This is a genomic window from Streptomyces wuyuanensis (genome assembly GCF_900103455.1).
Lineage (GTDB): Bacteria > Actinomycetota > Actinomycetes > Streptomycetales > Streptomycetaceae > Streptomyces > Streptomyces wuyuanensis.
Genome location: NZ_FNHI01000007.1, coordinates 270,611 through 297,249, shown reverse-complemented (window position 1 = coordinate 297,249; position 26,639 = coordinate 270,611). Strand labels below are relative to the sequence as shown.

Sequence of the window (26,639 nt, the reverse complement as noted above, 5' to 3'; positions counted from 1 at the left end):
GGGGGTCGGTGCCGGCGGGTGTGTCGGTGTGGGTGGGTGTGTCGGTGTGGGGTGGGTGGGTGTTGCGCAGGAGGGATTCGACGAGTGCGGTGACGTGCCGGCGGTCGGCCGCGGTCAGTTTCTGGACGCTGGCGATGAGGGTGGCGACTTCGGGGTCGGCGGCGGTGCCGGGTGTCTCCTCGAAGTAGAGGTGGATGCCGCAGGCTTCGGCGGCTGCCCTGCGTACGGCGTCCAGGGGCAGTTCCAGGCCCCTGGCCAGTCCCTCCAGCGTGGCCTGCTGCGGCATGCGGGTGACCCGCTCGGCGGTGGCCAGGTGGTGCACGGTGGAACGCGGGATGCCGCCGCGCCGGGCCACGTCGCCGTAGGACCAGCCCTGCTGCTCCAGCCGGCTCTTCACCAATTCCTGCAGTGCGTTGGCCACGCCGTGGATTCTCCCTGCCGATGGACGGGGTGACGCGTTCGGGTGAGTCCGAGTCTATGCCGCGGGCGGGGCGTGCTCCTCCCGTCCCTCCGCCGGCCGCGGATCTCCCGAAGCCCGCTGCCCGGCGTTCGGCGGGGTTTGCGCCCCCATGCGAAAGGGCGCCCTCGGAAGCCGAGAACGCCCAGGTCAGCGAACTGATCGCTTGTGCGCCGCCAGGGACTCGAACCCCGGACCCGCTGATTAAGAGTCAGCTGCTCTAACCAACTGAGCTAGCGGCGCCTGCTGACCCGGAGAAGTTTACCGGACCCCCGGGGATGCTCCTGACCATTTCCTTGCGCGTTCCGGCCTGTCGGATGGTCGTTTTTTCGCTTTGCTCCGTCAAAATGCGATTTGTCATGACGGAAGAGAGTGGTGGATCTGGAGGGGTAAGGGATGACCGTTCCGGTGTTCGAGGAGTACGAGCCGGCCGGCGACTGCGTCTGCCCCGGCTGCGCCCAGCAGCGGCGGGAACGGGCCCGAGCCCTGCCGGTACGCGCCGGGGGCCACCCGGCCGCGCACGGCGCCCGCCGCGCACTCGTACTGGTCACCGCGGCGGGAGCGGTACTGAGCGGTGGCGGCACGGGAGCCCTCGCCGAAACCGGAGCGGGGCACGCCCCGGTGCCCGAACCGGAGAGCGCCGGGACCGCGCGGCCCGGCGGGGAAACCGGGGCCCGCCCGGCGACGAGGGTGGTCGAGGAGCGGGCGGCGGAGGCGCACCCGGCCAGGTCCGCGCGAGTCCGGGCGGAGCACGGCCGGCGGCCGGAGCTCGCAGGGACCGCCGTTCCGGCGGGCTCCCGGGCGGACCACGCCCGGATGGGCCCCGGCGGGACGCGACGCGCCCTGGCGGATCGTGTCCGTGCGGACGACCCGGCCGGGTCCGGGCGCGAGACCGGCCCCGACCCGGAGACCCCGCAGGGCGGCCAGGAACCGCTGCACGGCGCGCCGATCCCCGGCCCCGCCGGAACGGCCGGCCTGCGCAAGATGGCCCGTGCCGACATCATGAACCGGGCCAAGCGCTGGGTGAACGCCAAGGTCCCGTACTCCATGAGCAGGTACTGGGCGGACGGCTACCGGCAGGACTGCTCGGGCTACGTCTCCATGGCTTGGCACCTGCCGGGCAACGAATGGACGGGCAGTCTGGCGCAGTTCGGCACGCGGATCGAACGCAAGGACCTGCAGCCCGGCGACATCCTGCTCTTCCACAACCTGAGCAATCCGGCCAAGGGCTCCCATGTGACGATCTTCGGTGGCTGGGCGGACAGCGCCCGAACGAAGTACATCGCGTACGAGCAGGCCAAGCCGAACACCCGCAGGCAGACGACGCCCATGGCCTACTGGAACAACTCCAGCCAGTACGTGGCCTATCGCTACAAGGCGCTGAAGGGCGTGGGCACCACGGGCGGACAGATCGCCGGGGACGGGGAGCTCGGGTTCCCCGGCGTGGATCTCTTCGGGCCCGGCGAGGACAACTCGTACGTGGCCCGGCTCGGCAGGCTGCTGCTGGAGCAGGGCTTCGGCGCCCGCGACACCGCCGGTCCCGGGTCGCGGTGGGGCGAGGCGCACCGGCAGGCGACCCAGGCGTTCCAGCGTGCGCAGGGCTGGGCGGGTACGGAGGCCGACGGTATGCCGGGGCCCGACACCTGGCGTCTGCTGGTGAACGGCACGGGCAGGAAGGCGGCGTCCGGCGCGGACCCGTCGGCCCCGAACGGGCCCCGGCGGACGGCGGGTCCGGAGGCGGAGGCGCCCGCCTCGGCACCGGGCACGGCCGCGGCCGCCTCCGGACGGGCCCCGTCGCCCGCGCCGCCCGCCGCACCGGCCCCCGGCGGGGCAGGCTCCGCAACGGCGGGGTCCGTTGCCGCGGGGCCGGTTCCCGAGGCGCCGCATCCTGCGGGGTCCCGGAAGGCCCCCGCGCCGGCAGCGGTCACCGGGGCCGCACCGTCCGGGCCCGGTTCCCCCGCTCCGTCCGTTCCCGGCGCGCCGTCCGGGCGCTCCGCGGCAGCCCGGCCCGGTGTCGCACCGGCGGCCCCGGGCGCCACCCGGAAGGCGCCTGCTGCTCCCGAGGCGGCCGCCTCCGCTCCGGGCTTCCCCGGGCACGGCCACTTCCGCCCCGGCAGCCCCCGCACTTCCGACAGACATCTGGACACTCTCCGCCGGCAGCTGGCGAAGCGGGGCTTCGGCAGGCACTACTCCACCCGCCCCGGCCCGCGCTGGGGCGACGCGGACCGCCGCAGTGTCGAGGCGTTCCAGCGCGCCCAGGGCTGGCGCGGCGCTGCGGCCGACGGCTACCCCGGCCCCGAGACCTGGCGGCGGCTCTTCTCATGATCCACAACCCCGATGTGCACCGACCCCGCGAGGAGGCGACCGCGGTGAACCCCACGACCCCCTACTCCGAGGACCCACCGGGTTCCTCCCTCCCGCTCGGCCGGCTGACCCCCGCGTCGGTGGCCGTCCACAGCACGGGGCTCCCCGCCACGGGCATCGCGGCACCCGGCGCGCCCGCGCCCCAGGCCGTCCCCGACCCGGAGACGCCGGCCGCCTTCGACGGCGCCCCCGACCCGTACGGCGCCCCCGACCGCCACGGCGCCCCCGGTGCGCCCGGCACCTCCGAGGCGCGGCCCGCCCCCGAGACGCCCGGCATCCCGGACCCGTACGGGAGCGTCGTGCACGGCGCTCCCACGGGGGCCGGACTGCCCGCCGCCGACCAGGAGTCCCCTTCCGGCGGCGGGCCCGAGGTGGGCTCCGGGACCGTCGTCCCGCCCGGGAGCGGTTCCGTCGCGACCGACTCCACCGCCGCCGGTCCCCGCCCCGACTCCCTGTCCGAGGCCGACCGGACGAAGACCGGTGGCGCACTCGACGCAGTGCCCGCATCCGAGCGCTTCGAGCGGCAGTTCAGCGGCGCGGGCGGACGGCGGACGGTCGTCATCGGCACCGAGACCACCGGTGCCATTCCCGTCCACCTGCTCTACCGGGACGCCGTCGCGTCCGCCGGAGCGACGGCCCGGGGCCCGGCGGAGAAGACCGACGAAGGCGGGGGTACTGACGCGGGCGCCGCTCGCAAGCTCAACGGCACGTCCGCGTCCAAGGCCCAGGACGGCGCCGCACGGCTCAAGGACGCCCGGAGCGCCTTCGGCGTGAACGGGCCGGCCAGGGACGGCGGGGGCGACGGCGGACCCGACACCATCGCCATGCCCCCGGTGGCGCTCCCCACCGGCCGCCGTTCCGCATCGAACGCCGGAACGGCCGGCAGCCGGCCCGCGCCCCCGCCCGACCCCCGGTTGATCGAGCGGCCCGGTCCGGTCCTGCCCGGCTGGGCGGCACTTCTCGCCGGGGTGCTGTCCCTCGCCGGCTGCGCGGCCGTGCTGCACTGGGCGGGGGCGTTCCCTCCCGAGGTGACGACGCTCTTCGGGCTGGGCGAACGGCCCTACGGCGGGCTCGGGTTCGTGCACTGGGCCCTGCTCGCCGTGTCCCTCACCGTCGCGCTGTTCTCGCTCGGCGGGCTCGCGCGCGGCCGGGTCGGCCACGCCTGGGTGCTGACGCTCTACGGCGAGTACCGCGGCAGCGTCCGCAGCAGCGGTCTCATGTGGGTGAGTCCGCTGCTGCTCCGCCGCCGGGTGGACGTACGGCTGCGGCACTGGCGCAGCGACCCCATGCCGTCGGTCGACGCCGAGGGGACCGCGCTCGAGGCGGTCGTCCTCGTCGTGTGGCGGGTCAGGGACACGGCCCGGGCCGTGCTCGGGGTCGCGAACCACGAGTCGTACCTGAGGGAGCAGGTGGAGGCGGCCCTCGCCCGTGTGCTCTCCCAGATCCCCGCCGACGCCTCGGCGCCACCGGCGGGCGGCGGGCCGGCGCTCGAACTGCGTCCGACGCTCCGCAACGCCGAGGCCGTCGGCGATGCCCTGACCAGGACGCTCGCGGCGGAGTGCGCCCCGATCGGGATCGACGTCTTCTCGGCGCAGCCGACGCGGATCGAGTACGCGCCCGAGGTGGCCGCGGCCATGCGCCGCCGCCGGGTCGCCGCACTGGAGGCCGAGCGCCGCGACACCGTGCTGAGTTCGGTGGTCGACGCGGTGGACGACACGGTCCAACGGCTCACCATGCGCGGGCTGGTGGAGTTCGACGACTACGAGCGCAAGGCCCTCGTCCGCGATCTCACCGTGGCGTTCTGCACGGCGAGGACGGGCGCCGCGGAGACCCCGTGATTGGTCTGGACATGTTCAAAGTTCGCCAATAATCTGGGACTTGGTCTAGACCGGAATCCGCACGACCGCACAAGCGCAGCTGCACGGCACGGCTCATAGAACTCCCCCACGTTCTCCAGGAGCGACAGCATGCGAAAGCGAATAGGCGCGGCCATGGTCGGGCTCGCCGTGGCGGGGACGACCCTGCTCGCCACCGGGAGCGCCAGCAGCCACGGTTACACCGACTCCCCGATCAGCCGTCAGAAACTGTGCGCCAACGGCACCGTGGGCAACTGCGGCGAGATCCAATGGGAGCCCCAGAGCGTCGAGGGGCCCAAGGGCTTCCCCGGCGCGGGTCCGGCCGACGGGAAGCTCTGCGCCGGCGGCAACAGCCGCTTCGCGCAGCTCGACGACCCGCGCGGCGGTGCCTGGCCCACCACCAGGGTCTCCTCGGGGCAGAACTACACCTTCCGGTGGCAGTTCACCGCCATGCACGCCACGACGGACTTCAAGTACTACATCACCAGGAACGGCTGGAACCCCAGCCAGCCGCTCACCAGGGCCGCACTCGATCCGCAGCCCTTCCTGACCATCCCGTACAACGGCCAGCGGCCCCCGGGGACGCTCAGTCACTCGGGCACGCTGCCGTCGAAGTCGGGCCGCCATCTGATCCTGGCGGTGTGGACCATCGCCGACACCCCGAACGCCTTCTACGCCTGCTCGGACGTTCAGTTCTGACGCTACGTCAGTTACCGTGCGCGCCATGGGCGTCACGGGGAGCGGTACGACCGTCGCGGAGCTGGTAGGGCGCCAGTGGGGCGACCACCGGGTGGGGCTGATGCACGAGGACCTCGTGCTCAGCCACCACCAGGTCGCCTCCGGCGCCGCCGCGCGGGCCGCCCTGCTCACGGAACTCCTGCCCCGGGGAGCCGAGCCGCACCTCGGGGTCCTGCTCGACAACACGGCCGAGTTCCCGCTCTGGATCGGCGCGGCAGCCCTCGCCGGGGCCGCCGTCGCCGGCATCAACCCGACGCGCCGGGGCGCGGAGCTGGCCCGCGACATACTGCACACCGACTGCCGGGTGCTGGTCACCGAGCGCACGCACCTTCCCCTGCTCGACGGTCTCGAACTGCCGGGCGTGCGGGTGCTGGTGACCGACGACGACGCGTACACCGTGCTCCTCGCCCCCTACGAGGGGGCCGGACCAGCCGACATCGCCCCCCTGCCGGGCCGCACCGTGCGGCCCGGCAGCCGGCTGCTGCTGTACTTCACGTCCGGTTCGACCGGCGCGCCCAAGGCCGCGATCTGCAGTCAGGGACGGCTCGCCGCCGCCGGGGCGTCCCTCGTCTCCCACTTCGGTGTGCGGCCGGACGACGTCCACTACGTCTGCATGCCGATGTTCCACGGCAACGCCGTGATCGCCGACTGGGCTCCCGCGCTGGCGGCCGGCGCGGCGGTGGCCCTGCGGCGCCGCTTCTCCGCGTCGTGCTTCCTCTCCGACGTACGGTCCTACGGCGCCACCTACTTCACCTATGTGGGCCGGGCCGTGCAGTACCTGCTCGCCACCCCCGAACGCGACGACGACCGTGACCACCCGCTCCGGCTCGGCTTCGGCACCGAGGCGGGGGCCGTCGACGCGGAGCGCTTCGCGGCTCGCTTCGGCGTCCGGCTCGTCGAGGGCTACGGCTCCTCCGAAGGCGGTGCCGCCGTCCAGCGCACCCCCGGCACCCCGCGCGGCGCGATCGGCAGGGCCGCGCCCGGCGACGACCTCGCCGTGGTCGACCCGTCCAGCGGCGAGGAGTGCGAGCCGGCGCGCTTCTCCGCGGCGGGTGGGCTGCTGAACGGCGACCGGGCGATAGGCGAGCTGGTCAACCGCGGCCGCAGCCCCTTCGAGGGCTACTGGCGCAACGCCGAGGCGGAGGCGGAACGGCTGCGGGGAGGCTGGTACTGGAGCGGAGACCTCTTCTACCGCGACGCGGAAGGCTTCCTGTACTTCGCCGGCCGAAGCGACGACCGCCTGCGCGTCGACAGCGAGAACCTCGCCGCCGCGCTCATCGAGAGCATCCTCGCCCGATGGGAACCCGCCGCGGGCGTCGCGGTGTACGCCGTCCCCGATCCGGTCGCCGGCGACCAGGTGATGTGCGCCCTGGCGCTCCGCGACGAGGCGTCGTCCTTCGACCCCGAGGGCTTCGCGGCCTTCCTCGCCGCCCAGCCCGATCTGGGGACGAAGATGCCCCCCCGCTTCGTCCGCGTCGTCGCCCGCCTCCCGGTCACCGCCACCAACAAGATCCACCGCGTCGCCCTGCGCCGCGAGGGCTTCCTCCACGGCCGGGACCCCGTCTGGTGGCGCCCACCCGGCGCGGACGGCTACCGCCCGCTGACCCCTGCCGACGGCGCCCGGCTCCGCCGCGCCTGTGAACGACACGGCAGGGCCGAGCTCTTGGACCGCTGACGCCCCGGCCGGGCCAGGGTCCCCGGTCTCATGCCGGTCCGCCGGTCTCACGCCGGTCTCACGCCGGGCCGGGTCCCGGTCTCACGCCGGGCCGGGTCCCGGTCTCACGCCGGTCCGCCGGTCCGCCGACCGGCGGTCGGCGCCGGCGAGTCCCGGTGGTGCGGTGTCCACCCCGGGGCAGCGGCTGGTCGCCGGGCGGCGGTGGTGCGGTCGGTGGCGCCCGTCGGCCCCCGGGCCTCACGGCAGGCTGCCGGGAAGCGGTCGGCCGGGAACGGGGCGGTCGCCCGCGCCCCGCCGCCGAGGGGTAGGGCCCGCCCCACCCCCCGCAGTCGCCCTGGGCCCATGGCCCGCGGCGCCCGGCGGGCCCTAGCGTGCACTCATGACCGCAAGGAACCTCTGGCAGGCCCTTGCCGGGCGCGCGTACCTGCGGACCGCGTGGCCGTGGCGGGGTGTGGCGTACCTGGGGACCGGGGTGGTCAGCGGGGCCGTCGCACTCGTCGGAGGGCTGGTGCTCGTGGCGTTCTCCGCCGTGCTGGTGGGGCTGCCGCTGCTGCTGCTCGGCGTGGTCGCGCTTGCCCCTGCGGAGCGGCGTCGGCTGCGGATCGCCGACGACGAGCCCGCGGTGGACCCGCACCGCACGCCTCCGGAGCCCGGGATCACCGCATGGGCACGCACCCGCGTCCGGGAACGTGCGACCTGGCGGGAGTTCGGGTACTCCCTGCTCCACGCCACGGTGCTCTGGCCGCTCGACCTGCTCGCCCTGGCGGCGGGCCTCGGCGTGCCGCTCGCGATGACGGCCGCGCCGCTGCAACTGGCAGCGGACGGCGGCCACGAGGCCCGGGTGGCGAAGCTGTGGCTCGTCACCGGCTATCCCGCCGCATTCGCCTCGGCCGTCGCCGGGCTGCTGCTGCTCGCCCTGTTCCTCTATCCACTGGGCGCGTTCGCCGCGGCCAGGGCCGCGCTCGCCCGAGCGCTCCTCGCACCCCGCGAAGCCGAACTGCGCACGCGGATCGGCGAGGTGACCCGTTCCCGAGCCCGGCTCGTCGCCGCCTTCGAGGCCGAACGGCGCCGTATCGAGCGCGATCTGCACGACGGCGCTCAACAGCGGCTCGTCGCGCTCACCATGAGCCTCGGCCTCGCCCGGCTCGACGCCCCGCCCGGCGGGCCGCTCGCCGAACGTCTGGCCGCGGCCCACGACCAGGCGGGCAAGGCCCTCACGGAACTGCGCGAGCTCGTCCACGGCATCCACCCACAGGTCCTGTCCGACTACGGACTCGCCGCCGCGCTCGCCGACGCCGCCGACCGGTCGGGCGTACCGGTCGACACGGACGTCGAACTTCCCCGGCTGGAGCGGCCCGTGGAGACCGCCGCGTACTTCGCCGTCAGCGAGGCGCTCGCCAACGCCGGCAAGCACAGCGACGCGAGCCGTGTACGGCTCACCGCCCGGCACACCGGGGACCTGCTCACCGTCGAGATACACGACGACGGCATCGGCGGAGCAGACCCGGAGCGGGGGACCGGGCTCACCGGACTCGCCGACCGGCTCGCCGTCCTCGATGGCACACTGGCGATCACCAGCCCGCCGGGCGGGCCCACCGTCCTGCGACTGGAGATCCCATGCCGGACCGGCACGCACCCCTGCGCATAGTCCTCGCCGAGGACGGCGTCCTGCTCCGGGACGGCCTCACCGCACTCCTCGGGCGATTCGGCCACGAGGTCGTCGCCGCCGTGGGCGACGCCGAGGCCCTGTGCGCGGCCGTCGCCGAGCACGACCCGGACATCGTCGTCACCGACGTACGGATGCCGCCCGGTTTCCAGGACGAGGGACTGCGAGCCGCCCTCGCGCTGCGCACCGGGCGCCCCCGCCTGCCCGTCCTCGTGCTCAGCCAGTACGTCCAGCGGTCCTACGCCGCCGAACTGCTCGACACCGGCGACGGCACCGGCGTCGGCTACCTCCTGAAGGACCGCGTAGGACAGGTGGAGGAGTTCGTGGCCGCGCTCGAACGCGTCGCGGACGGCGGCACCGTCGTCGACCCCGAGGTCGTACGTCAGTTGCTGCGACGGCGCCGCGACCCGCTCGAGCAGCTCACCCCGCGCGAGCGCGAGGTCCTCGCCCTGGTCGCCGAAGGCCTTTCCAACGCGGCCATAGCCCGTCGCCTGGTCGTCAGCGAGGCGGCCGTGGGCAAGCACATCGGCAACATCCTGGCCAAACTCGATCTGCCGCCGGCCGAGGACACCCACCGCCGGGTGCTCGCCGTACTGGCCTATCTGCGCTGACGGGGAGCCCGGTCGGGGACGGCGGACCCTGTTCGGGCCCGGACGGGACGGCGGACCCTGTTCGGGCCGTCCGTACCGCCCCGGGATCGCCGCCGGAACGCCGCTCAGACGCGGCAAGCGTGACGCATGTCACGGTCGAGGGCCCCCTTGATGTCCACGAGGACCCGGAGAAGTCTCGGGCCGCTGCCCGGGCGGCGAGGCGCGTTCCGGCAGCGGGCCGGTGTGCCGGGCCGGTGCGCGGCAGCCGAGCGGGTGTGCGGCGGCTGCCGGGGCCGAGGGCGGGGAGGGCCGCGGGAGCCCGGGGAAAGCCCGAGGGGCCCTGGCAATTGCCAGGGCCCCTCGGGAGGTTGTGCGCCGCCAGGGACTCGAACCCCGGACCCGCTGATTAAGAGTCAGCTGCTCTAACCAACTGAGCTAGCGGCGCGGGCTGCCGTTCTCGCCGCTCTCGGCGGCTGACGACAGAAGTAATACTACCCGGTCCGCAGGGGTGCTCCCGACCACCGGGCGCCGGCCGCGCGCGCCCGTGGGCCCGGGCGGCCGTGCGCTCACATCCGGCCGGTCACAGGGCCAGCGACAGCACCACCGGGGCCGCCCGGCGGTTCAGGGTGTCGGCCGCGGCGCGCAGCCGGTGGGCGTGCTCGATCGGGAGCGAGAGCGCCAGGCAGCCCACGGACGAGCCGGCCGTCAGCGGCACCGCCGCGCAGACCGTGCCCACCGCGTACTCCTGGAGGTTCAGCACCGGGACCGTGGGTGGCTGGGCGTCCAGCTTCGAGAAGAGGATCTTCTCGTTGGTGATCGTCCGGGAGGTGAGCCGGGCGATCTTGTGGCGTGAGAGATGGTCGCGGCGGCCGTTCTGGTCGAGCTGGGTCAGCAGGCACTTGCCGACGGCGCTGGCGTGCGCCGCCGAGCGGAAGTCGACCCACTCGTTGACCTTGGGGGTGCGGGGGCCGTCGGCGAACTGGGTGATCTTGACCTCGCCGTCGATGTACCGGCTGATGTACACCGCCGCGCCGACCGAGTCGCGCAGTTCGGTGAGAGTCTCCTGGAGCTTGCGCTCCAGGGCCTCCCGCCGGGTGACGCCGGAACCCAGCAGGACCAGGGAGTCGCCGATCACGTACGCCCCGTCGGCCACCTGCTCCACATAGCCCTCGCGGCGGAGCATCAGCAGCAGGGACGTGAGATGGGCGGTCGGCAGTCCGGTCTCGCGCGCGATCTGGACATCGGTCACACCGCCGCTGTGCCTGGAGATGGTCTCCAGGACACGCAGTGCGTACTGCACCGAGTGGAACGGCGCGGTCGGCTCGGGCTTCAGCGCCACGGTTTCCCCCTACCAGGTTGTGACCGCAAGCTTCCCTACCACGATAGCCGCCAAGAACCGTTTAGTGGGCGGCTGTTGGCGAGAAATGTCGTGCGCCCCAGGCTCATATCCTGGGGCGCACGACATTGGCATATGCCAGAGTCAAAAGTGGTGCCTGGAGTAAGAGGTCAGAGCACCGCACTGAGGAACTCACGAGTACGTTCGTGCTCGGGTTCGGAGAAGATTTTCTCCGGGGGCCCGGACTCGATCACCTTCCCGGCGTCGAACATCAGGACCTCGTCGGAGATGTCCCTGGCGAAGTTCATCTCGTGGGTCACGCAGAGCATCGTGATGTCGGTGGTGCGGGCGATGTCCCTGAGGACGTCGAGCACTCCTGCGACCAGCTCCGGGTCGAGCGCCGAGGTCACCTCGTCCAGCAGCAGGACCTGCGGCCGCATCGCGAGGGCCCGGGCGATGGCCACCCGCTGCTGCTGACCGCCCGACAGCTGGGAGGGCCGCGCGTCGGCACGGTCGGCGAGACCGACCAGGTCCAGCAGTTCGCGGGCGCGCTCCTCGGCCTCGTCCTTGGAGAGCCCGAGCACCCGCACCGGGGCCTCGGTGATGTTCCGCAGCACGGTCATGTTGGGGAAGAGGTTGAACTGCTGGAAGACCATGCCGATCTTCTTGCGGACCTCTCTGCGTTCCTTCTCGTCGGCCGGGAACAGCCGTCCCCCGTTGACGTCGATCGTGCCCGAATCGGGGCTCGCCAGCGTCATCAGCAGCCGCAGGATGGTGGTCTTCCCGGACCCGGAGGGCCCGATCAGCGTGACGTGCCTGCCCGGTCGTACCGAGAAGCACAGGTCGTCCAGGACGGTGTTGTCCCCGAAGCTCTTCGTGACGTTCGTGAAACGGATGAGTTCGTCGTTCTGCTTGGCGAGGTCGGTGTCAGCGGGCAAGGCGGCGCTCCAGGGTCCGTACGAGCAGGGATGCCGGGTAGGCGATGAGGATGAAGGCGATGCCGACGACCGTCAGCGGCTCCGTGTACTGGAAGGTCGCGGCGCTCTCCAGCCGGGACTGCTGGAGCATCTCCAGCACGCTGATCCCGGCGAGGAGCGGAGTGTCCTTCAGCATCGCGATGACGTAGTTGCCGAGGGCGGGCGCGATCCGCCGGACCGCCTGCGGCAGGATCACGGCGGTCCAGGTCCGGTGGGCGGGCAGACTCAGCGCCGTCGCCGCCTCCCACTGCCCGGCCGGTACGGCCTCGATGCCGGCCCGGTAGACCTGCGCGGTGTACGTCGAGTAGTGGAGGCCGATGGCGATCGTGCCCGTGGTGAGCGCGGAGAACTGGACCCCCCACTCCGGAAGCACGAAGAACAGGAAGAACAGCTGCACCAGCAGCGGGGTGTTCCGGATGAACTCGGTGACGAGCCCCACCGGCCAGCGCACGAAGCGCGAGCCGGAGCGCAGACCGAGCGCCCAGACCAGGCCGAGCGTGAAGGACATCAGTGAGCCCAGCACCAGGATCTGCAGCGTGACGAGCACGCCCTCCCAGAAACGCGGCATGAAGTCCGCGACCGCGGACCAGTCCCAGGTCACTTGACCACCACCCCCAGGTTCGCCTTGGTCTTCCGTTCCAGGGCCTTCATCGAGCGGGTGATGAGGAACGCGAGCACGAAGTAGATCACCAGCGTGACGGTGTAGATCTGCGCGCTCTCCTGGGTCGCCAGCCGTACCAGGTAGGCCGCGAACGACACGTCGCCCACACCCAGCAGCGACACCAGGGCCGTGCCCTTGAGCAACTCCACCGCCAGGTTGCAGAAGGACGGGATCGTCTCGGGCACGGCCTGCGGCAGCAGGATCAGCCGCATCCGCTGCCAGGGCGTGAAGCTGAGCGCGATGCCCGCCTCCCGCTGGGCCGGCGCCACGGAGTTCAGCGCGCCGCGCACGATCTCGGCGCCGTACGCCCCGTAGGACAGGCCGAGGGCGAGCACCGCCGCCCACATGGGCACCAGCTGCCACCCCACCAGCGGCGGGAGGACGAAGAACAGCCAGAACATCAGCACCAGCGCCGAAGTCCCGCGGAACACCTCCGTGTAGAAGGCCGCGACGAAGCGGACGGCCTTCGAGCGATGGGTTCTGGCCATACCGACGCCGAAGGCGACGGCGGTGGCCAGCGCGGCGCTGTAGAGGGTGAGCTGGACGGTGATCCAGATGCCCGGGAGCACCCAGTTCTGCCAGAGTCCGGAGGTCATCGGCACAACTCCTTCGCCGTGAGCTCGGTCATCTCGGCCTTGGTGAAGCCGAACCGGCTCAGGATGCGGAAGAGTTCGCCGCTCTTCTTCATCTTGTGGATCTCGCGGTTGAAGGCGTCCCGCAGCTCGGTGTCGGTCGGCCGGAAGGCGAACCCCCCGCCGTCGATCTTCTTCTTGCCGTCGACGATCGCCGCGAACGGCTCGGTCGCCTCGGCCTTCCTGCTCTTGCGGACGACTTCGCGGGTGGTGAGGGCGGTCCCGGCGAACACGTCGACGCGCCCGGACTCGACGGCGTTCAGTCCGGCCACCTGGTCCTGGAGGATGACGATGTCCTTCTCGGGGTACCCGGCCGCCACGGCGTAGTCGATCTCGGCGTATCCGGTGCCCGTTGCGAATTTCGCCTTGGTCCGTACGACATCCTCGTAACTGCGCAGGTTCTTCGGATTGCCCTTGGGCACGATGAAGGAGTCGAGCATCTGGTATTCGGGATCGGAGAAGATGACCTGCGCGCAGCGTTCCTTGTTTATGTACATTCCGGCTGAAACGACATCGAACTGCTGCGAATTGAGGCCGGGTATGAGGGAGGCGAAGTCGGTGGCCACCGGTTGCACGTTCGCTATCCCGAGCCGTTTGAAGACCGCCTTGGCGAGCTCCGGGGCCTCCCCGGTGAACTCGCCCTGCTCGTCTATGTAGCCGTACGGCACCTCGCCCGCGATGCCGAGCCGCACCGTGCCCTGGGATCTCAGCCTGGCCAGACCGTCGCCCGAGGGGACCCGTGCGCAACCGGTCGCACCGGCAACGCCGGCCGCACCGAGGGCGCCTGCGGTCCCCAGGAGCAGGCTGCGCCTTCGTATCGCGTGTCTGGTGTGTGGTGCCGTGTGTGGAGCCATGGCGGCGCGGCTACCCGGCCACAGGCGGGGTATGCGTAAGCAATGGCCGATCGTTTCATCGAAGTTTCGCTGACCAAGCGCGGAGTGCACTGCACCGCCCGGCTCCTGGACGACCGGGCGCCGCTGACCTGCCGGGCCGTGTGGGACGCGCTGCCGCTGGGCAGCGACGTCTACCACGCGAAGTACGCGCGCAACGAGATCTACGCCCTGTTCCCCGCCTTCGCCGACCGGGAGCCACCGCTGGAGAACCCGACGGTGACTCCGATCCCGGGCGACCTCTGCTACTTCACCTTCAGCGGCACGGAACTGGGGACGGCGGCGTACGGCTACGACCGGGACCTGTCCCGGCCGGTGACCGTCGACCTCGCGCTCTTCTACGAACGCAACAACCTTCTGCTCAACGGCGACACGGGCTGGGTGCCGGGCATCGTGTGGGGCCAGGTGGTGGACGGTCTCGACCGGATGGCCGACGCCTGCCAGGACCTGTGGCGCGCGGGAGCGCTCGGCGAGACGCTGTCGTTCCGCCGCGCCTGACCGGGCCGCGCCCCGGCCCGCCGAGGGCCGGGGCGCCGGTCTCCTACCCGGCGGCGGGCGGTGACGGCACCGCCGCCGCGCCCGACGCGTAGAGGGAGTGCGCCGCGCGCAGGACCAGAGCGTCCGCATGACGCGGGCCGACCAGTTGGACCCCCACCGGCAGCCCGTCCTCGTCCACCCCGCACGGCACCGTCGCCGCCGGCTGCTGGGTGAGGTTGAACGGGTACGTGAACGGGGTCCACCCCGTCCAGCGCCGGTGCCCGGAGCCCTTCGGCACCTCCACGCCCGCCTCGAAGGCGGTGACCGGCAGCGTCGGCGTGATCAGCAGGTCGTACGCGGTGTGGAAGCGGCCCAGCCGGCGCCCGAGCTCCATCCGGACGTCCACGGCGGCGAGGTAGTCGAGCGCCGAGGCCCGTTCGCCCTCCGCGCAGATCTCCCGCAGCCCCGGGTCCAGCAGTTCCCGCTGCTCCCTGCCGAAGTGCTGCACCACGCGCGCCGCCCCGGCGAACCACAGGGTGTGGAAGGCGTCCACCGGGTCGGTGATGTCCGGATCCGCCTCCTCGATGTAGGCGCCCAGCTCGGCCAGCCGCTCCACCGCGCCGCGCACCGCGGAGGCGACGGCCGGGCGGACCGCCACCTGGCCGCCGAAGGACGGCGAGTAGGCGATCCGCAGCCCTTTCACCCCCTCGGCGAGGCCCTCGCCCGTCGCCGGCGCGGGCGCCAGCTGTGACCAGTCCCGCCAGTCCGGTCCGCCGAGCGCGTCCAGCAGCAGGGCCGCGTCCGCCGCGTCGCGGGTCATCGGGCCGGCGTGGGCGAGCGTGCCGAACGGGCTCGACGGGTAGAGCGGGATCCGGCCGTACGTCGGCTTCAGCCCGAAGATCCCGCAGAACGACGCCGGGATGCGGACCGAGCCACCGCCGTCCGTGCCGATCGACAGCGGGGCCGCGCCCAGTGCCACGGCCGCCGCGCTCCCGCCGCTCGATCCGCCCGCCGTGCGGGAGACGTCGTACGGATTGCGGGTCACCCCGGTCAGCGGGGAGTCCGTGACGCCCTTCCAGCCGAACTCCGGCGTCGTCGTCTTGCCGACGAACACCGCTCCCTGCTCCCGCAGCCGTGCCACGGCAGGGGCGTCCTCGTCCCAGGCAGGGCCGTCCGGACGGACCGTCCTGGAGCCGCGCAGCGTCGGCCCGCCCGCCTGCAGCAGGATGTCCTTGACCGTGACCGGTACGCCGTCGAGCGGTCCCAGCGGCTCCTTCCTGCGGCGGCGCTCGGTGGCCGCCTCGGCCTGCGCCAGCGCCTGCTCGCCGTCGATCCGGACGAACGCGTTCGTGAGGCGCTGCGCCGCCTCGGCCCGGTCGAGGACCGCGCGTACCGCCTCCAGTGGGGAGAAGTCGCCGCGCTCGTAGCCGGCGATGAGGTGACGTGCGGTCAGGGCACTCAGGTCGTTCGGCTCAGGAGTCATGGGAGGGGACGTACCCACGTTTCTTGTCGACCACGTTCGGCAGCGGCTTTCCCGCCGACCACAGGTCGAACAGTTCGACGAACTGTTCGCCCAGTCGATCCCGCCAGCCGACCGTGTCCCCGCTCATGTGCGGCGAGACGATCAGCCCGGGGACGTCCCAAAGCCGGCTGTCGGGTCCCAGCGGCTCCTCCTCGAAGACGTCCAGGGCGGCGCCCGCGATCCGCCGCCCGGTGAGTGCCGAGACCAGCTCGTCCTCGACGACCAGCGCACCCCGTCCGACGTTGACGAAGTGGGCCGACGGGCGCATCAGGGCGAACCGCCGGGCGCCGAACATGCCCCGCGTGGCCTCCGTCAGCGGGGCCGCGCACACGACCCAGTCGGCCTGCGCGAGAAGCCCGTCCAGCTCCTCGGAGCCGTGCACCCCGGGGCGGGCCGTGCGTCCGGTGACGGCCACCTCCAGGCCGAGCGCCCGCAGCGTGCGCGCGATCGCGAGCCCGATCGGCCCCGCGCCGACCACGACCGCACGGCCGCCGGCCACCGGCAGGGACTCGCGGTGACGCCACCGCCGCTGCCGCTGGAGCTCCAGGGTCCCCGGCAGGTCCTTGGCCATCGTGAGCACCAGGGCGGCCACGTACTCGGCGATGGGCTGCTCGAAGATCCCGCGGGCGTTGGTCAGGACCGTGTCTGAGGCCGAGAACTCGGGGCAGAGCAGCCGGTCGACGCCGGCGCTCGGGGTGTGCACCCAGCGGGGCCGGGAGCCGCCCCCGGGCCAGGCCAGCCGCACCGCGTCGGAGGTGAAGTCCCACACCAGCAGGGCGTCCGCCCCTGGCAGTTCGGCGGCGAGGGAGCCGGCGTCGGCGTACCGGACGTCGGCGCGTCCGGTGAGGCTGCCGAGCCGCGGCGGAGGGTCTGCTTCCAGTACGAGAAGAACCGGTACGGACATCGCGCGGAAACCGTTTCTGAACGTCTGACATGTACGGATTGACCCACGCTCGCACCCGAACCTACCGTCGTCAACAAGACGTAAATGAGGGGGCCTGTGATGGATGTGTCCCTCGAAGTTTCGCTTCTGGGCGGACCAGACCCGCAGCGCGGGATCGGGGTGGTCGCCCCGTTCGACTTCGCACTCGACCGGGAGCTGTGGCGCTGGGTGCCCGACGGCGTCTCGCTACGTCTGACCAGGACCCCGTTCGTGCCCGTCGAGGTGTCGCTCGACCTGGCCAGGCTCGTCAGCGAGCACGAGACCCTCCGTGAGGCGGTCCGGGCGCTGGCCGCCTCCGAACCCGAGGTCGTCGCCTACGCCTGCACCAGCGGCAGCTTCGTCGGCGGCGTCGCGGGCGAGCGGGCGATGTGCGAGGCGATGACCACGGCGGGGGAGGTCGCCTCGGTGACCACCTCGGGCGCGCTGCTGGAAGCCCTGGAGGAGCTGGGCGCCCGCCGGATCGCCGTCGTCACGCCGTACACGGAGTCCGTCACCCGGTCGCTGGAGGAGTACCTGGCCGAGGCCGGGGTATCGGTCACGGGCCGCGCCTTCCTCGGGCTGACCCGGCACATCTGGAGGGTGCCGTACCGGTCGGTGGTGGACATGGCCCGCCAGGCCGTGGTGGGCGCGGCGGACGCCCTCTTCATCAGCTGCACCAACCTGCCGACGTACGACGCGATACCCCAGCTGGAGGCGGAACTGCGCATGCCGGTGCTCTCCGCGAACCAGGTCACGATGTGGGCGGCGCTGCGCAGGATCGGCGTGTACGCGGTCGGTCCCTACCAGGCCCTCCTGGTGCGGACCGCGGGTCCGCACGAGGAGCCGCCGCCCCCGGCGGCCCCGCCCGTGCCGCCGGCCGCACCCCCCGTCGCCCAGCCGGAGGAACAGGAAGGATGGACATGACGACCGTCGGACTCCTCTACCCGGGGCACTCCGCCGAGGACGACTACCCCAGGATCGCGGTCCTGCTCGACAGCGACATCAGGCTGCCCGTCTTCCACACCGACATCGGCGAGGACGCGCACCGGGAGGACGCGCTGATCGAGATGGGGGCCGCGGACCGGCTGGCGGCAGGGGTGGAGGAACTGCGGCTGGCCGGAGCTGAGTCCCTGGTGTGGGCCTGTACGAGCGGCAGCTTCGTCCGGGGCCGGGACGGCGCTCAGCAGCAGATCCGCGAGCTGGCGCAGGCCGCCGGGCTGCCGGCGTCGAGCACGTCGTTCGCCTTCGTCCACGCCGCGCAGGCGCTGGGCGTGAGCCGGGTGGCGGTCGCGGCCACCTACCCGGACGACGTGACCGGCCTCTTCGAGAAGTTCCTGGAGTCGGCGGGCGTCGAGGTCGTCGCGGCCCGGGCGAGCGGCATCGTCACGGCCGCCGAGGTCGGCACCTGGGAGCGCGAGCAGGTGCTCGAGCTGGCCGCGGCGGGGGACGACCCGAGGGCGGAGGCGGTGCTCATGCCGGACACCGCGCTGCACACCGCGGGGCACCTCCAGGAGCTGGAGGAGACCCTCGGCAAGCCCGTCCTCACCGCGAACCAGGTGACCGTGTGGGAGGGCCTGCGGCTGGCCGAGCGGAGGGCGTGGGCGGACGGGCTGGGGACGCTGTTCGCCCGCCCGGACCACTGGCCCGAAGGCGAGTAGGGCCTGCCCGGGCCTGCCGGGGGAATAACCGGAGATGGCCTCCTGTTAGTGCGACGGATACGCACGACAACGCAGGAGGCACCTCCGTGGACACACCGGACGCAGCGCGCGCAGCCGACGAGATCCGGGGAGCGGCGCAGGGCACCTCGCCCGTGCCGCTGTCGGTACTGGACCTGGTGACCGTCGGCAGCGGCAGCACCGCCGGACAGGCGCTGCGCACCAGCGTGGAGCTCGCCCGGCTCGCCGAGCGGCGCGGCTACCACCGGCACTGGGTGGCCGAGCACCACTCGATGCCCGGCGTTGCCTCCTCGTCCCCGGCGGTGATCCTCGCCCACCTCGCCGCCCACACCGAGCGCATCCGTCTCGGCTCCGGCGGCGTGATGCTCCCCAACCACGCCCCGCTGGTGATCGCCGAACAGTTCGGCACCCTGGAGGCCCTCGCCCCGGGCCGGGTCGACCTCGGTCTCGGCCGCGCGCCCGGGACCGACGGCGCCACCGCCGCCGCGCTGCGCCGCACCGACAGGCTGGGGTCCCCCATGCCGGAGGCCAGGGGAGAGGGCGCCGACGACTTCCCGCAGCAGCTCGCCGAGCTGACGCGCTTCCTGGACGACGACTTCCCGGACGGGCACCCCTACGCCCGGATCCACGCGGTGCCCGGCCCGGTGCAGGCCACCGCTCCCGGCGGGGTCCAGTCGGCCGCCCGGCCGCCCGTCTGGCTGCTGGGCTCCTCCGGCTTCAGCGCCCGGCTCGCCGGCGTGCTCGGGCTGCCGTTCGCCTTCGCCCACCACTTCTCGGCGCAGAACACCGTCCCGGCGCTCGATCTCTACCGGGACTCCTTCCGCCCGTCACAGGTCCTGGACGCGCCCTACGCCCTGATCGGCGTCGCCGCGCTCGCCTCGGACGACGCCCGCGAGGCACGCCGCCAGGTGATGACCGGCGCCCTGTCGATGCTGCGGCTGCGCACGGGCCGGCCGGGGCTTGTTCCGACGCCCGAGGAGGCCGAGGCGTACGACTTCGGCCCGATGGAGCGGGAGTTCGTGGACGGCTGGCTGGCCAACATCGTGCACGGCACACCCGACGAGGTGCGCTCCGGTCTCGACGAGCTCCAGAAGCGCACGGGGGCGGACGAGCTGATGATCACGGCCAACGCCCACGGCGGGGAGGCCAGGCTGCGCTCCTACGAGCTGATCGCGGACGCGTACGGGCTGCCCGCGTAGAACCCGGGCGCCGGGAGTGGAGTGGTCCATTCCCGAACGGCCCTGCGTGGCCTTCCTGAAGGCAACCTTAAACCGCTCGTCACCGAGGGTGGCGAGCGGTTGTTCTTGCCCAAGGACCCCCTTTGACAAGGGCTTTCGCGGGCAGATGGGTCTGGATTGGTCTAGTCCTCATTTTGGTTCAGACCATTGACGCGGCGTTCGCGCGACGGCTATCACTTCTCCAACTCCCGTACCGCGCACCCCCTTCGGAGGTCGTACGTGCACGCCCGCAGACCCTTGATCGCCGCGCTCGCCACAGCGGCACTCGCCCTCGGGGCGCTCACCGTGGCCGCCGGTCCCGGCTCCGCGCAGCCCGCGGCCGCCGCGGCCCCGTCCTCGGGCGGAGTGAAGATCGCGTACTACGACCAGTGGAGCGTGTACGGCAACGCCTTCTATCCCAAGCACCTCGACACCCGGGGCATCGCGGGCAAGCTGGACATCATCAACTACTCGTTCGGCAACATCCACCCGACCGACCTCACCTGCTTCCAGGCCAACAAGGCGGCGGGCGACGACAACAACCCGAACGCCGGTGACGGCGCGGGCGACTCGTACGCCGACTACCAGCGCACCTTCGCTGCGGCCGACAGCGTGGACGGGGTCGCCGACACCTGGAACCAGCCGATCGTCGGCGTCTTCAACCAGTTCAAGGAGCTGAAGGCCAAGTACCCCAAGCTGAAGATCAACATCTCGCTGGGCGGCTGGACCTACTCCAAGTACTTCCACGACGCGGCCAAGACCGACGCGAGCCGCAAGAAGTTCGTGGCCTCCTGCATCAAGCAGTACATCCAGGGCGACCTGCCCGTCGAGGGCGGCTACGGCGGCCCCGGCACCGCGGCAGGGATCTTCGACGGCATCGACATCGACTGGGAGTACCCGGGCTCTCCCGACGGCCACCTCGGCAACCACTACGGCCCCGAGGACAAGGCCAACTTCACCCTGCTCCTCGCCGAGTTCCGCAAGCAGCTCGACGCCCACGGCGCCGCGAACGGCGGGAAGGAGTACCTGCTCACGGCGGCTCTGCCGGCCGGCCAGGACAAGATCCGGCACATCGAGACGGACAAGATCGGCGCGTACCTCGACTACGCGAACATCATGACCTACGACATGCACGGCGCCTGGGACGGCGACGGCCCGACCTACCACCAGTCCCCGCTGTACTCGGGTGCCGGCGACCCGACCGACCCGATCGCCCCGGGCACCGAGAAGTACTCGATCGACAACGCCGTCGACGCCTGGCTGGACGGCGACGCGGCCTACGGGATCGCCGGCGGCTTCCCCGCGGACAAGCTCGCACTCGGGTACGAGTTCTACTACCGCGGCTGGAAGGGCGTCCCGGCCGGGGCGCAGAGCGGCCTCGCCCAGCCGGCGACCGGCGCCTCGGCGGCCCGTCCCGTCAGCCAGCAGGCGGGCATCGCGCACTACAAGGAGCTCGGCGGCATCGTCGACAACCCGGCGACGACCTTCTGGGACGACGAGGCGAAGGCGGCGTACTTCCACAAGGACGGCGAGTTCTTCACCGGTCTGGACAAGCGGGCGATCCAGGCCCGCGCCGACTACGGGCACAGCCGCGGTCTCGCCGGCGCGATGATGTACTCCCTGCTCGGCCTGGACGCGGGCACGACCCTCTTCAACGAGGTCGTCACGGCCGTCGGCGCCTCCCCGGTGGACCCGACCCCGACCCCGACGGGCCCCACGCCGACCCCGACCCCGACGGATCCGCCCGTCGGGTGCACCGCCGCGGCCTGGAACCGGACGGCCGCCTACACCGCCGACAACCAGGTCTCCCACAACGGCCGCACCTGGCGGGCCAAGTGGTGGACCCAGGGCGAGGAGCCCGGCACGACCGGCGAATGGGGCGTCTGGCAGGACCTCGGCGCCTGTTGATCCGCCCGGGGCACCGCCCCGTTGAGCACCCCTCGAGCACCGCCCCCGCCCTGGCCGTCACGGCCCGGCCGGGGGCGGTTCCCATGACGGTCGGCGCCGACGGGGGCCCTGCCCCGTGGATCAGACCGCGAGTGGACTGACCCCGATCATCCCGGCGATCCGGTCCGGCGCCACCGCGCGCGAGTAGAGCCAGCCCTGGCCCGTGTCGCAGCCGATGCGGCGCAGTCGTTCCGCCTGGCCCGCGGTCTCGACGCATTCGGCGGTGACCGTGAGACCGAGCCGGTGGGCCAGCTCGACCATCGCCTCGACGATCGTCTCGTCGGCGGGGTTCGGGTGTGTGCCGTCGTCGTAGCGGAAGCCGCGCACGAACGATCCGTCGAGCTTCAGCACGGACACCGGAAGCCGGCTGAGATAAGCCAGGTTGGAGTAGCCCGTACCGAAGTCGTCGATGGCGATCCGCACACCCATCTCGCTCAGCGCCTGGAGCACCTGCAGCGGACGCCCGGCCGAGCCCATCACCGCGGACTCGGTGAGCTCCAGTTGCAGCAGGTGCGGCGCGAGGCCCGTCTCGTCGAGGATCCCGGCCACATCGGCGACCAGGTCCGAGTCCCACAGCTGACGCACGGCGACGTTCACGCTGACGAAGAGCGGTGGTTCCGAGGGGTGTTCGAGCTCCCACTGGCGGGCCTGCCGGCAGGCGGTGCGCAGGATCCAGCGGCCCAGCTGGACGATCGAGCCGTCCTCTTCGGCGATTCCGATGAACCGATTCGGCGCCAGCGTGCCGAACTGGGGGTGCACCCAGCGCACCAGGGCCTCCACGCCCCGGACGACCCCGTCCGCCATGCACACCAGCGGCTGGTACTCCAGCGTGAACTCCCCGCGCTCCACGGCGGGTCGCAGTGTGGAGGAGAGCGCCTGACGGGTCATCCGGTGGGCGTTGCGCTCCGGGTCGAAGAACGTCCAGCGTGCCTTGCCGTCCGCCTTGGCCCAGTACAGCGTCGTGTCCGCGTCCTGCATCAGTCCGGTCGCGGTGGTGCCGTCCGCCGCTCGTTCGACCACCCCGATCGAGGCGGAGACGGACAGCCGCTGCCCCGAGAGGTCGAACGGCTGCTGGAGCGCGGCCAGTACGGACCGGGCGAGATCGGCGAGTTGCTCCGTGCCGGTGGAGTCCTCGACCAGGATCGCGAACTCGTCGCCGCCGAGGCGGGCCACGAGATGGGCGCCGCCGCGCGCCTGGCCGTCCCGGTCCGCGCACTCGGTCAGCCGGGACGCCACCGCAGTGAGCAGCCGGTCGCCCATCCGGTGGCCGAGGGTGTCGTTGACCGCCTTGAAGCCGTCGAGGTCGAGGTAGCACAGTCCGATCCGGCCCGTGCCGCCGTGATCGTACGAAGAGGAGTCGAGGGCGGTGCTGAGCCGCTCGAAGAACAGGGTGCGGTTGGGCAGCCGGGTCACCGGGTCGTGCATCTGGAGATGGCGCAGCCGTGCCTGGAGTTCGCGTCGGTCGCTGACGTCCGTGACCGAGAGCAGGACCCACCCGCCGCCGGGGACGGGAGCGACCGTCACCTCGGCCCAGACCGGGTGCCCGTCCGCGTGTTTGAGGCGCCGGGTGCACCGGAAGCATGAGCTCCGCCCGTTCAGCACCTCACCGTAGGCGAGCAGGGAGCGGCCGTCCGAGGCGAGGTCGACGAGATCGGCGGCCGGCCGCGAGCGGAGGGCGTCCGGTTCGGCGCCGAGGAGCGCGGCGAGCGCGTCGTTCGCGGATACGACGAGGCCCTCGTGGTCGACGAGGGCCATGGCGAGCTGGGAGGCGTGGAATGCGGCGCGGTAGTCGGTGAGTTGGGCCTCTGCCGACCGGCCGCGGGCGGACGCCGCGAGGCCGGCAGGGGATGCCGGCCCCTCACCCTCCGTGATGGGTGGATGGGCGCTCCCGGGTGCCGCGACGGTCGCGGGGCCCCGTCCCTCCGTGTGTCCGCTCACCGCTCGCTCCCGCAGTGCAGTCGTGTCGTTCAGGCCAGGCCGGGGCCGGAAACTCGGGAAAGTGTGCCGATCATAGAGGCTGGCCGCGTGGGCGTTCCAGCTTCCGGAGGGTGATCAGGAGCACGAGAAGGTCCAGACCGATCGTTTCTGCGCGGGTGAGGCCCAGGCCGGGGCTCATGTGATCGGTTGTGACTTTCCGTGAATCGCCGGGGTGTCGTCTCCTGCTCACCCGACCGGTGCAGCGGAACTGTGCGAATCATCATAAAAGCGCACAAGCTGGGTTGGATGTCCCGCATTCCGCAGCCGGAGGTCCACGTGGAGGGTCAGCAGTCGCTCGAGGATCCACCCGAGGGAGTGGAACGGCCGACCCTGCGTGCCGGCGCCGCGGTGTTCACCTCCCTGGTGGCCCTCGCCGCGACCACCCTCGCGGCCGGTCCCGCCTCGGCCGACGTCTCCCCGCACCCCTGCGCCCTGCCCCGGACCGCGGCGCACCACTCGCTCGGACTGGACACCTGGAACTCCGCCTACCCACGGCCCGACCGCGCCGTCGACGCCGTCATGGTCTTCCTCTCCTTTCCGGACTCCACCCCGCTGACCGCACCGGACGACCTGGTCGCCGACCACTTCCCCGCGACCGCCGACTTCTTCCGCAACGCCTCGTACGGGAAGTTCCTGCTGCGGCCGCACCCCGTGCGCAAGTGGATCCGGATGCCGAAGGCGTCGACCGAGTACCGCATAAAGCGGGACTGGGACGCCGCGCACCGCGCCGCGTATCTGCGGGACGCCGTCTCCGTCGCGGACCCCCTCGTGGACTTCTCCCGCTACGACGTCGTCTACCTGGTCGCCGACCCGGACGCCCCCGGGGTGGACTCCGACGCGACAAAGGTGGTCAATTTCGAGCCGGCGACGAAGGCGGACGGCACCGAGCTGAGACGGGCCGTCACGGTGTTCGAACGCCATCCACCCGACCGGCATGTCCTGGCGCACGAGACCGGGCACGTCTTCGACCTGCCCGACCTCTACCACCGGCCCACGGACGGCAAGGGCGACTGGGACACCCATGTGGGTGACTGGGACGTGATGGGCAGCCAGTTCGGGCTCGCCCCGGAATTCCTCGGCTGGCACAAGTGGAAGCTGGGGTGGCTGGACCAGGGCCAGGTCCGGTGTGTCACCGGACCCGCAGACCGGGTGCTCACCCTGGAACCGCTGGCTGCCGCGGCCGCGCCCGGGCGCCCCGCGGGGACCAGGCTCGCGGTCGTCAGGACCGGGCGGAACAGCGCACTGGCCATCGAGGCGCGCGGGGCGACGGGCAACGACCGGGACACCTGCAAGGAGGGCGTCCTGCTCTACCGGGTGCGGAACGAGGAGGCGTCCGGCGCAGGGCCGGTGGAGGTGATCGACACCCATCCGAAGAGCGGGGCGTGCTGGGACCGCTCGGTCTATCCGCAGCTGGCGGACGCGCCACTCGGCGTGGGGGAGTCCTTCACCGTGCCGGGGGAGCGGGTGCGCGTCGAGGTGGCGGACCGTACGCGGACGGGAGCGTGGACGGTCAAGATCAACACGGTGCGGTGAGCGGAGGCGCAGGGAGCCGCCGGGCACGCACGACGAAGAAGCCCCCCGCTTCCGCGAGGGGCTTCTTCCGTCTGTGCGCCGCCAGGGACTCGAACCCCGGACCCGCTGATTAAGAGTCAGCTGCTCTAACCAACTGAGCTAGCGGCGCCTGCTGACGTCGTAGACCTTAGCACCCTGGTCGGCGGGAGGAAAAATCGATATACGCACCGTCGCGGCGGAGGTGGTACGGGCCGCGCGCACACAGGCCCAGAGCAGCACCTCCGGCCCCGGAAGCCACGGGTGCCGGGTGTCGGGGGCGACCACCCAGCGCGGGCCGGCACCGCCCGCCGGTACCGGGGACAGCGGCGGAGCCGTGATCGCGTCGCCCGTGCCGTGGCAGAGCAGGGGCGGCACGGATCCGCCCCACTCCTCCCACTTGAGCAGGCTCGGCAGCCGCTGGGCCGTGCCCGGGGCGACGAACAGCAGCATCCGGCCCCGGTGGTGCGCGACCGGGCCCGATCCCGGCCCCTCCGACCACAGCCGGTCGAGCATCCGGCGCCCGAACATCGCGGGCACGTTCACCACGTCGAAGACGCCTCCGCCGCAGGACACCACGAACGGCGCGGACGGCCGCGACTCCCACAGTGCCAGCGCGGACCGCGGGTGCGTGCCGGCGGAGGCGAGCCAGGCCGCGCCGGGCGCGGTGATCTGGGCGGTGTGGTGCCGTCCCTCCTCCCGGAGGAAGGCGAAGATGTCCCGCCGGCGCTCGTCGTGGAGGGCGGGACTGCACGGTGCGGCGCTGATGTCGTCTCGCGGCCGAGTACTCATGACGATTACGTGTACGCGGAGTCATCGGCCGGTTCCCCCCAGTTGTCGAAACCGGGGACAGTGAGCGGGGTGAGGAGTATCTTGCCCCCCGGCATCCCCCCGGTCATATGCGACCGGCATCCGCTGAACGGCCTCCGCCGTGCTTCCGGGCCGGATCCGCGCCGCCGCGCGCGCTCCCCGCGCGCAAGCGCGGGCGCGAACCGCGGGAGCCGCCCGAGACCAGGGCGCCGGCCGCATGCGCGCCCGCGCCGCTAGGGCCGGGGCGCCGAGCGGGGGTCGGGCCCGCGCAGCAGATCGCGGCCGAAGTCGATCATGCGCTTCGCGTAGTCCTCGCTCCACTCCGCCCTGCGCGCGATCTCCGCCGCCGTCAGCCGGTCGAAGCGGCGCGGGTCGGCGAGCTGCGCGGCGGCCATCGCCTGGTACTCCAGGGCTCGGTCCGTCGCCGCCTGGAACGCCTGCGTGAGCTCGGTCGCACGTGAGAGCAGCTCCCGGGGGTCCTCGATCGACTCCAGATCGAAGAAGTGCTCCGGATCGGAGGCGACCTCCGCGGGCTCGAAAAGCAGCGGCGAAGGCCGTACCCGCCGCTCGCCCCGCCCGGACGACTCCGTCATGCGCGTCTCCTTCTCGTGCTTGCAGACCACCCCTATTGTCCCGCCCCGCACAAGAGGGCCGGGCCAGGACGGCCCGTGCCCGTGCGCCACCGGCGAACGGGGCCAGGC

General features: G+C 72.5%; 23 protein-coding genes and 3 tRNA genes. 12 read left to right on the top strand and 14 right to left on the bottom strand.

Going from position 1 to position 26,639, the window contains the following annotated elements; genetic code table 11:
- Positions 1-421, bottom strand: a 421-nt coding sequence (locus BLT82_RS13335) for a helix-turn-helix domain-containing protein (protein WP_093654240.1), incomplete at its 3' end; no start/stop codon positions are given.
- A gap of 205 nt (positions 422-626) precedes the next feature.
- Positions 627-700, bottom strand: a tRNA-Lys gene (locus BLT82_RS13330).
- Positions 701-853: 153 nt separating this feature from the next.
- Here BLT82_RS13330 and BLT82_RS13325 point away from each other — a divergent pair.
- From BLT82_RS13325 to BLT82_RS13300, 6 genes are all read left to right on the top strand, one after another.
- A complete protein-coding gene (locus BLT82_RS13325) occupies positions 854-2,782 on the top strand; it encodes a peptidoglycan-binding protein (protein WP_093654238.1) in 1,929 nt (642 codons plus the stop codon).
- Positions 2,779-4,659 (top strand): SPFH domain-containing protein, encoded by a 1,881-nt coding sequence (locus BLT82_RS13320; protein ID WP_093654236.1) that lies wholly within the window; start codon positions 2,779-2,781, stop codon positions 4,657-4,659. The genes BLT82_RS13325 and BLT82_RS13320 overlap by 4 nt, the downstream gene beginning before the upstream one ends.
- Before the next feature lie 129 nt (positions 4,660-4,788).
- Entirely contained in the window at positions 4,789-5,376 is a 588-nt protein-coding gene (locus tag BLT82_RS13315; RefSeq protein WP_093654234.1) for a lytic polysaccharide monooxygenase auxiliary activity family 9 protein, read from the top strand.
- Positions 5,377-5,401: 25 nt separating this feature from the next.
- Positions 5,402-7,090 (top strand): AMP-binding protein, encoded by a 1,689-nt coding sequence (locus tag BLT82_RS13310; protein WP_093654232.1) that lies wholly within the window; start codon positions 5,402-5,404, stop codon positions 7,088-7,090.
- Between the two features lie 379 nt (positions 7,091-7,469).
- Positions 7,470-8,738: a sensor histidine kinase gene (locus BLT82_RS13305; RefSeq protein ID WP_093654230.1), complete on the top strand. Its 1,269-nt coding sequence runs from the start codon at positions 7,470-7,472 to the stop codon at positions 8,736-8,738.
- A complete protein-coding gene (locus BLT82_RS13300; RefSeq protein ID WP_093654228.1) occupies positions 8,708-9,367 on the top strand; it encodes a LuxR C-terminal-related transcriptional regulator in 660 nt (219 codons plus the stop codon). Before BLT82_RS13305 ends, BLT82_RS13300 begins: the two co-directional genes overlap by 31 nt.
- Positions 9,368-9,717: 350 nt before the next feature.
- Here the strand turns inward: BLT82_RS13300 and BLT82_RS13295 are convergent.
- The 6 genes from BLT82_RS13295 to ehuB all read right to left on the bottom strand — a co-directional run bounded on the left by BLT82_RS13295 (position 9,718) and on the right by ehuB (position 13,806).
- Positions 9,718-9,791: transfer RNA gene (locus BLT82_RS13295), tRNA-Lys, on the bottom strand.
- A 135-nt stretch (positions 9,792-9,926) separates the two neighbouring features.
- Entirely contained in the window at positions 9,927-10,685 is a 759-nt protein-coding gene (locus tag BLT82_RS13290) for an IclR family transcriptional regulator (RefSeq protein ID WP_093654226.1), read from the bottom strand.
- Positions 10,686-10,852: 167 nt separating this feature from the next.
- A complete protein-coding gene (gene ehuA, locus BLT82_RS13285; protein ID WP_093654224.1) occupies positions 10,853-11,620 on the bottom strand; it encodes an ectoine/hydroxyectoine ABC transporter ATP-binding protein EhuA in 768 nt (255 codons plus the stop codon).
- Positions 11,610-12,260 carry an ectoine/hydroxyectoine ABC transporter permease subunit EhuD gene (gene ehuD / locus BLT82_RS13280; protein ID WP_093654222.1) on the bottom strand — a complete coding sequence of 217 codons (651 nt, stop codon included), beginning with the start codon at positions 12,258-12,260 and terminating at the stop codon, positions 11,610-11,612. The genes ehuA and ehuD overlap by 11 nt, the downstream gene beginning before the upstream one ends.
- A complete protein-coding gene (ehuC, locus tag BLT82_RS13275; protein ID WP_093654220.1) occupies positions 12,257-12,916 on the bottom strand; it encodes an ectoine/hydroxyectoine ABC transporter permease subunit EhuC in 660 nt (219 codons plus the stop codon). Before ehuC ends, ehuD begins: the two co-directional genes overlap by 4 nt.
- Complete coding sequence (gene ehuB / locus BLT82_RS13270; RefSeq protein ID WP_093654218.1) at positions 12,913-13,806, bottom strand: ectoine/hydroxyectoine ABC transporter substrate-binding protein EhuB; 894 nt, start codon at positions 13,804-13,806, stop codon at positions 12,913-12,915. Before ehuB ends, ehuC begins: the two co-directional genes overlap by 4 nt.
- Positions 13,807-13,848: 42 nt before the next feature.
- Here ehuB and BLT82_RS13265 point away from each other — a divergent pair, with 42 nt between their 5' ends.
- Positions 13,849-14,340, top strand: a complete 492-nt coding sequence (locus BLT82_RS13265; protein ID WP_093654216.1) for a DUF3830 family protein — start codon at positions 13,849-13,851, stop codon at positions 14,338-14,340.
- Positions 14,341-14,383: 43 nt separating this feature from the next.
- Here the strand turns inward: BLT82_RS13265 and BLT82_RS13260 are convergent, their stop codons facing one another.
- Together BLT82_RS13260 and BLT82_RS13255 are read right to left on the bottom strand one after the other, a co-directional pair.
- Positions 14,384-15,802: an amidase gene (locus BLT82_RS13260; RefSeq protein ID WP_093654214.1), complete on the bottom strand. Its 1,419-nt coding sequence runs from the start codon at positions 15,800-15,802 to the stop codon at positions 14,384-14,386.
- The gene (locus BLT82_RS13255; RefSeq protein ID WP_093654212.1) at positions 15,792-16,745 is read right to left on the bottom strand and encodes a D-2-hydroxyacid dehydrogenase; all 954 of its coding nucleotides are present in this window, start codon (positions 16,743-16,745) and stop codon (positions 15,792-15,794) included. The genes BLT82_RS13260 and BLT82_RS13255 overlap by 11 nt, the downstream gene beginning before the upstream one ends.
- Before the next feature lie 99 nt (positions 16,746-16,844).
- Between BLT82_RS13255 and BLT82_RS13250 the strand changes: the two genes are divergently transcribed.
- The 4 genes from BLT82_RS13250 to BLT82_RS13235 all read left to right on the top strand — a co-directional run bounded on the left by BLT82_RS13250 (position 16,845) and on the right by BLT82_RS13235 (position 21,564).
- Positions 16,845-17,687 (top strand): maleate cis-trans isomerase family protein, encoded by an 843-nt coding sequence (locus BLT82_RS13250; protein WP_093654210.1) that lies wholly within the window; start codon positions 16,845-16,847, stop codon positions 17,685-17,687.
- Positions 17,684-18,421 carry a maleate cis-trans isomerase family protein gene (locus BLT82_RS13245; RefSeq protein ID WP_208867880.1) on the top strand — a complete coding sequence of 246 codons (738 nt, stop codon included), beginning with the start codon at positions 17,684-17,686 and terminating at the stop codon, positions 18,419-18,421. The genes BLT82_RS13250 and BLT82_RS13245 overlap by 4 nt, the downstream gene beginning before the upstream one ends.
- A gap of 86 nt (positions 18,422-18,507) precedes the next feature.
- Positions 18,508-19,638, top strand: a complete 1,131-nt coding sequence (locus BLT82_RS13240) for an LLM class flavin-dependent oxidoreductase (RefSeq protein ID WP_093654206.1) — start codon at positions 18,508-18,510, stop codon at positions 19,636-19,638.
- A gap of 258 nt (positions 19,639-19,896) precedes the next feature.
- Entirely contained in the window at positions 19,897-21,564 is a 1,668-nt protein-coding gene (locus BLT82_RS13235; protein ID WP_093654204.1) for a glycosyl hydrolase family 18 protein, read from the top strand.
- 120 nt (positions 21,565-21,684) lie between these two features.
- Here the strand turns inward: BLT82_RS13235 and BLT82_RS13230 are convergent, their stop codons facing one another.
- Positions 21,685-23,541, bottom strand: a complete 1,857-nt coding sequence (locus BLT82_RS13230; protein ID WP_093654202.1) for a putative bifunctional diguanylate cyclase/phosphodiesterase — start codon at positions 23,539-23,541, stop codon at positions 21,685-21,687.
- 285 nt (positions 23,542-23,826) lie between these two features.
- On the opposite strand from BLT82_RS13230, the gene BLT82_RS13225 reads away from it, so the two are divergent.
- Positions 23,827-25,113, top strand: a complete 1,287-nt coding sequence (locus BLT82_RS13225; RefSeq protein ID WP_208867871.1) for a M6 family metalloprotease domain-containing protein — start codon at positions 23,827-23,829, stop codon at positions 25,111-25,113.
- Between the two features lie 74 nt (positions 25,114-25,187).
- Here the strand turns inward: BLT82_RS13225 and BLT82_RS13220 are convergent.
- The 3 genes from BLT82_RS13220 to BLT82_RS13210 form a co-directional block, all read right to left on the bottom strand.
- Positions 25,188-25,261 (bottom strand) — tRNA-Lys (locus tag BLT82_RS13220).
- Entirely contained in the window at positions 25,252-25,920 is a 669-nt protein-coding gene (locus BLT82_RS13215) for a bifunctional DNA primase/polymerase (protein WP_093654200.1), read from the bottom strand. Before BLT82_RS13215 ends, BLT82_RS13220 begins: the two co-directional genes overlap by 10 nt.
- Positions 25,921-26,171: 251 nt before the next feature.
- Complete coding sequence (locus BLT82_RS13210; RefSeq protein WP_093654286.1) at positions 26,172-26,531, bottom strand: hypothetical protein; 360 nt, start codon at positions 26,529-26,531, stop codon at positions 26,172-26,174.
- Positions 26,532-26,639 lie beyond the last annotated feature (108 nt).

Coding starts and splice junctions, on each gene's coding strand:
- BLT82_RS13325 (WP_093654238.1), top strand. CDS start 854: ATGACCGTTCCGGTGTTCGAGGAGTACGAGCCGGCCGGCGACTGCGTC.
- BLT82_RS13320 (WP_093654236.1), top strand. CDS start 2,779: ATGATCCACAACCCCGATGTGCACCGACCCCGCGAGGAGGCGACCGCG.
- BLT82_RS13315 (WP_093654234.1), top strand. CDS start 4,789: ATGCGAAAGCGAATAGGCGCGGCCATGGTCGGGCTCGCCGTGGCGGGG.
- BLT82_RS13310 (WP_093654232.1), top strand. CDS start 5,402: ATGGGCGTCACGGGGAGCGGTACGACCGTCGCGGAGCTGGTAGGGCGC.
- BLT82_RS13305 (WP_093654230.1), top strand. CDS start 7,470: ATGACCGCAAGGAACCTCTGGCAGGCCCTTGCCGGGCGCGCGTACCTG.
- BLT82_RS13300 (WP_093654228.1), top strand. CDS start 8,708: ATGCCGGACCGGCACGCACCCCTGCGCATAGTCCTCGCCGAGGACGGC.
- ehuC (WP_093654220.1), bottom strand. CDS start 12,916: ATGACCTCCGGACTCTGGCAGAACTGGGTGCTCCCGGGCATCTGGATC.
- ehuB (WP_093654218.1), bottom strand. CDS start 13,806: ATGGCTCCACACACGGCACCACACACCAGACACGCGATACGAAGGCGC.
- BLT82_RS13265 (WP_093654216.1), top strand. CDS start 13,849: ATGGCCGATCGTTTCATCGAAGTTTCGCTGACCAAGCGCGGAGTGCAC.
- BLT82_RS13260 (WP_093654214.1), bottom strand. CDS start 15,802: ATGACTCCTGAGCCGAACGACCTGAGTGCCCTGACCGCACGTCACCTC.
- BLT82_RS13255 (WP_093654212.1), bottom strand. CDS start 16,745: ATGTCCGTACCGGTTCTTCTCGTACTGGAAGCAGACCCTCCGCCGCGG.
- BLT82_RS13250 (WP_093654210.1), top strand. CDS start 16,845: ATGGATGTGTCCCTCGAAGTTTCGCTTCTGGGCGGACCAGACCCGCAG.
- BLT82_RS13245 (WP_208867880.1), top strand. CDS start 17,684: ATGACGACCGTCGGACTCCTCTACCCGGGGCACTCCGCCGAGGACGAC.
- BLT82_RS13225 (WP_208867871.1), top strand. CDS start 23,827: ATGTCCCGCATTCCGCAGCCGGAGGTCCACGTGGAGGGTCAGCAGTCG.
- BLT82_RS13215 (WP_093654200.1), bottom strand. CDS start 25,920: ATGAGTACTCGGCCGCGAGACGACATCAGCGCCGCACCGTGCAGTCCC.
- BLT82_RS13210 (WP_093654286.1), bottom strand. CDS start 26,531: ATGACGGAGTCGTCCGGGCGGGGCGAGCGGCGGGTACGGCCTTCGCCG.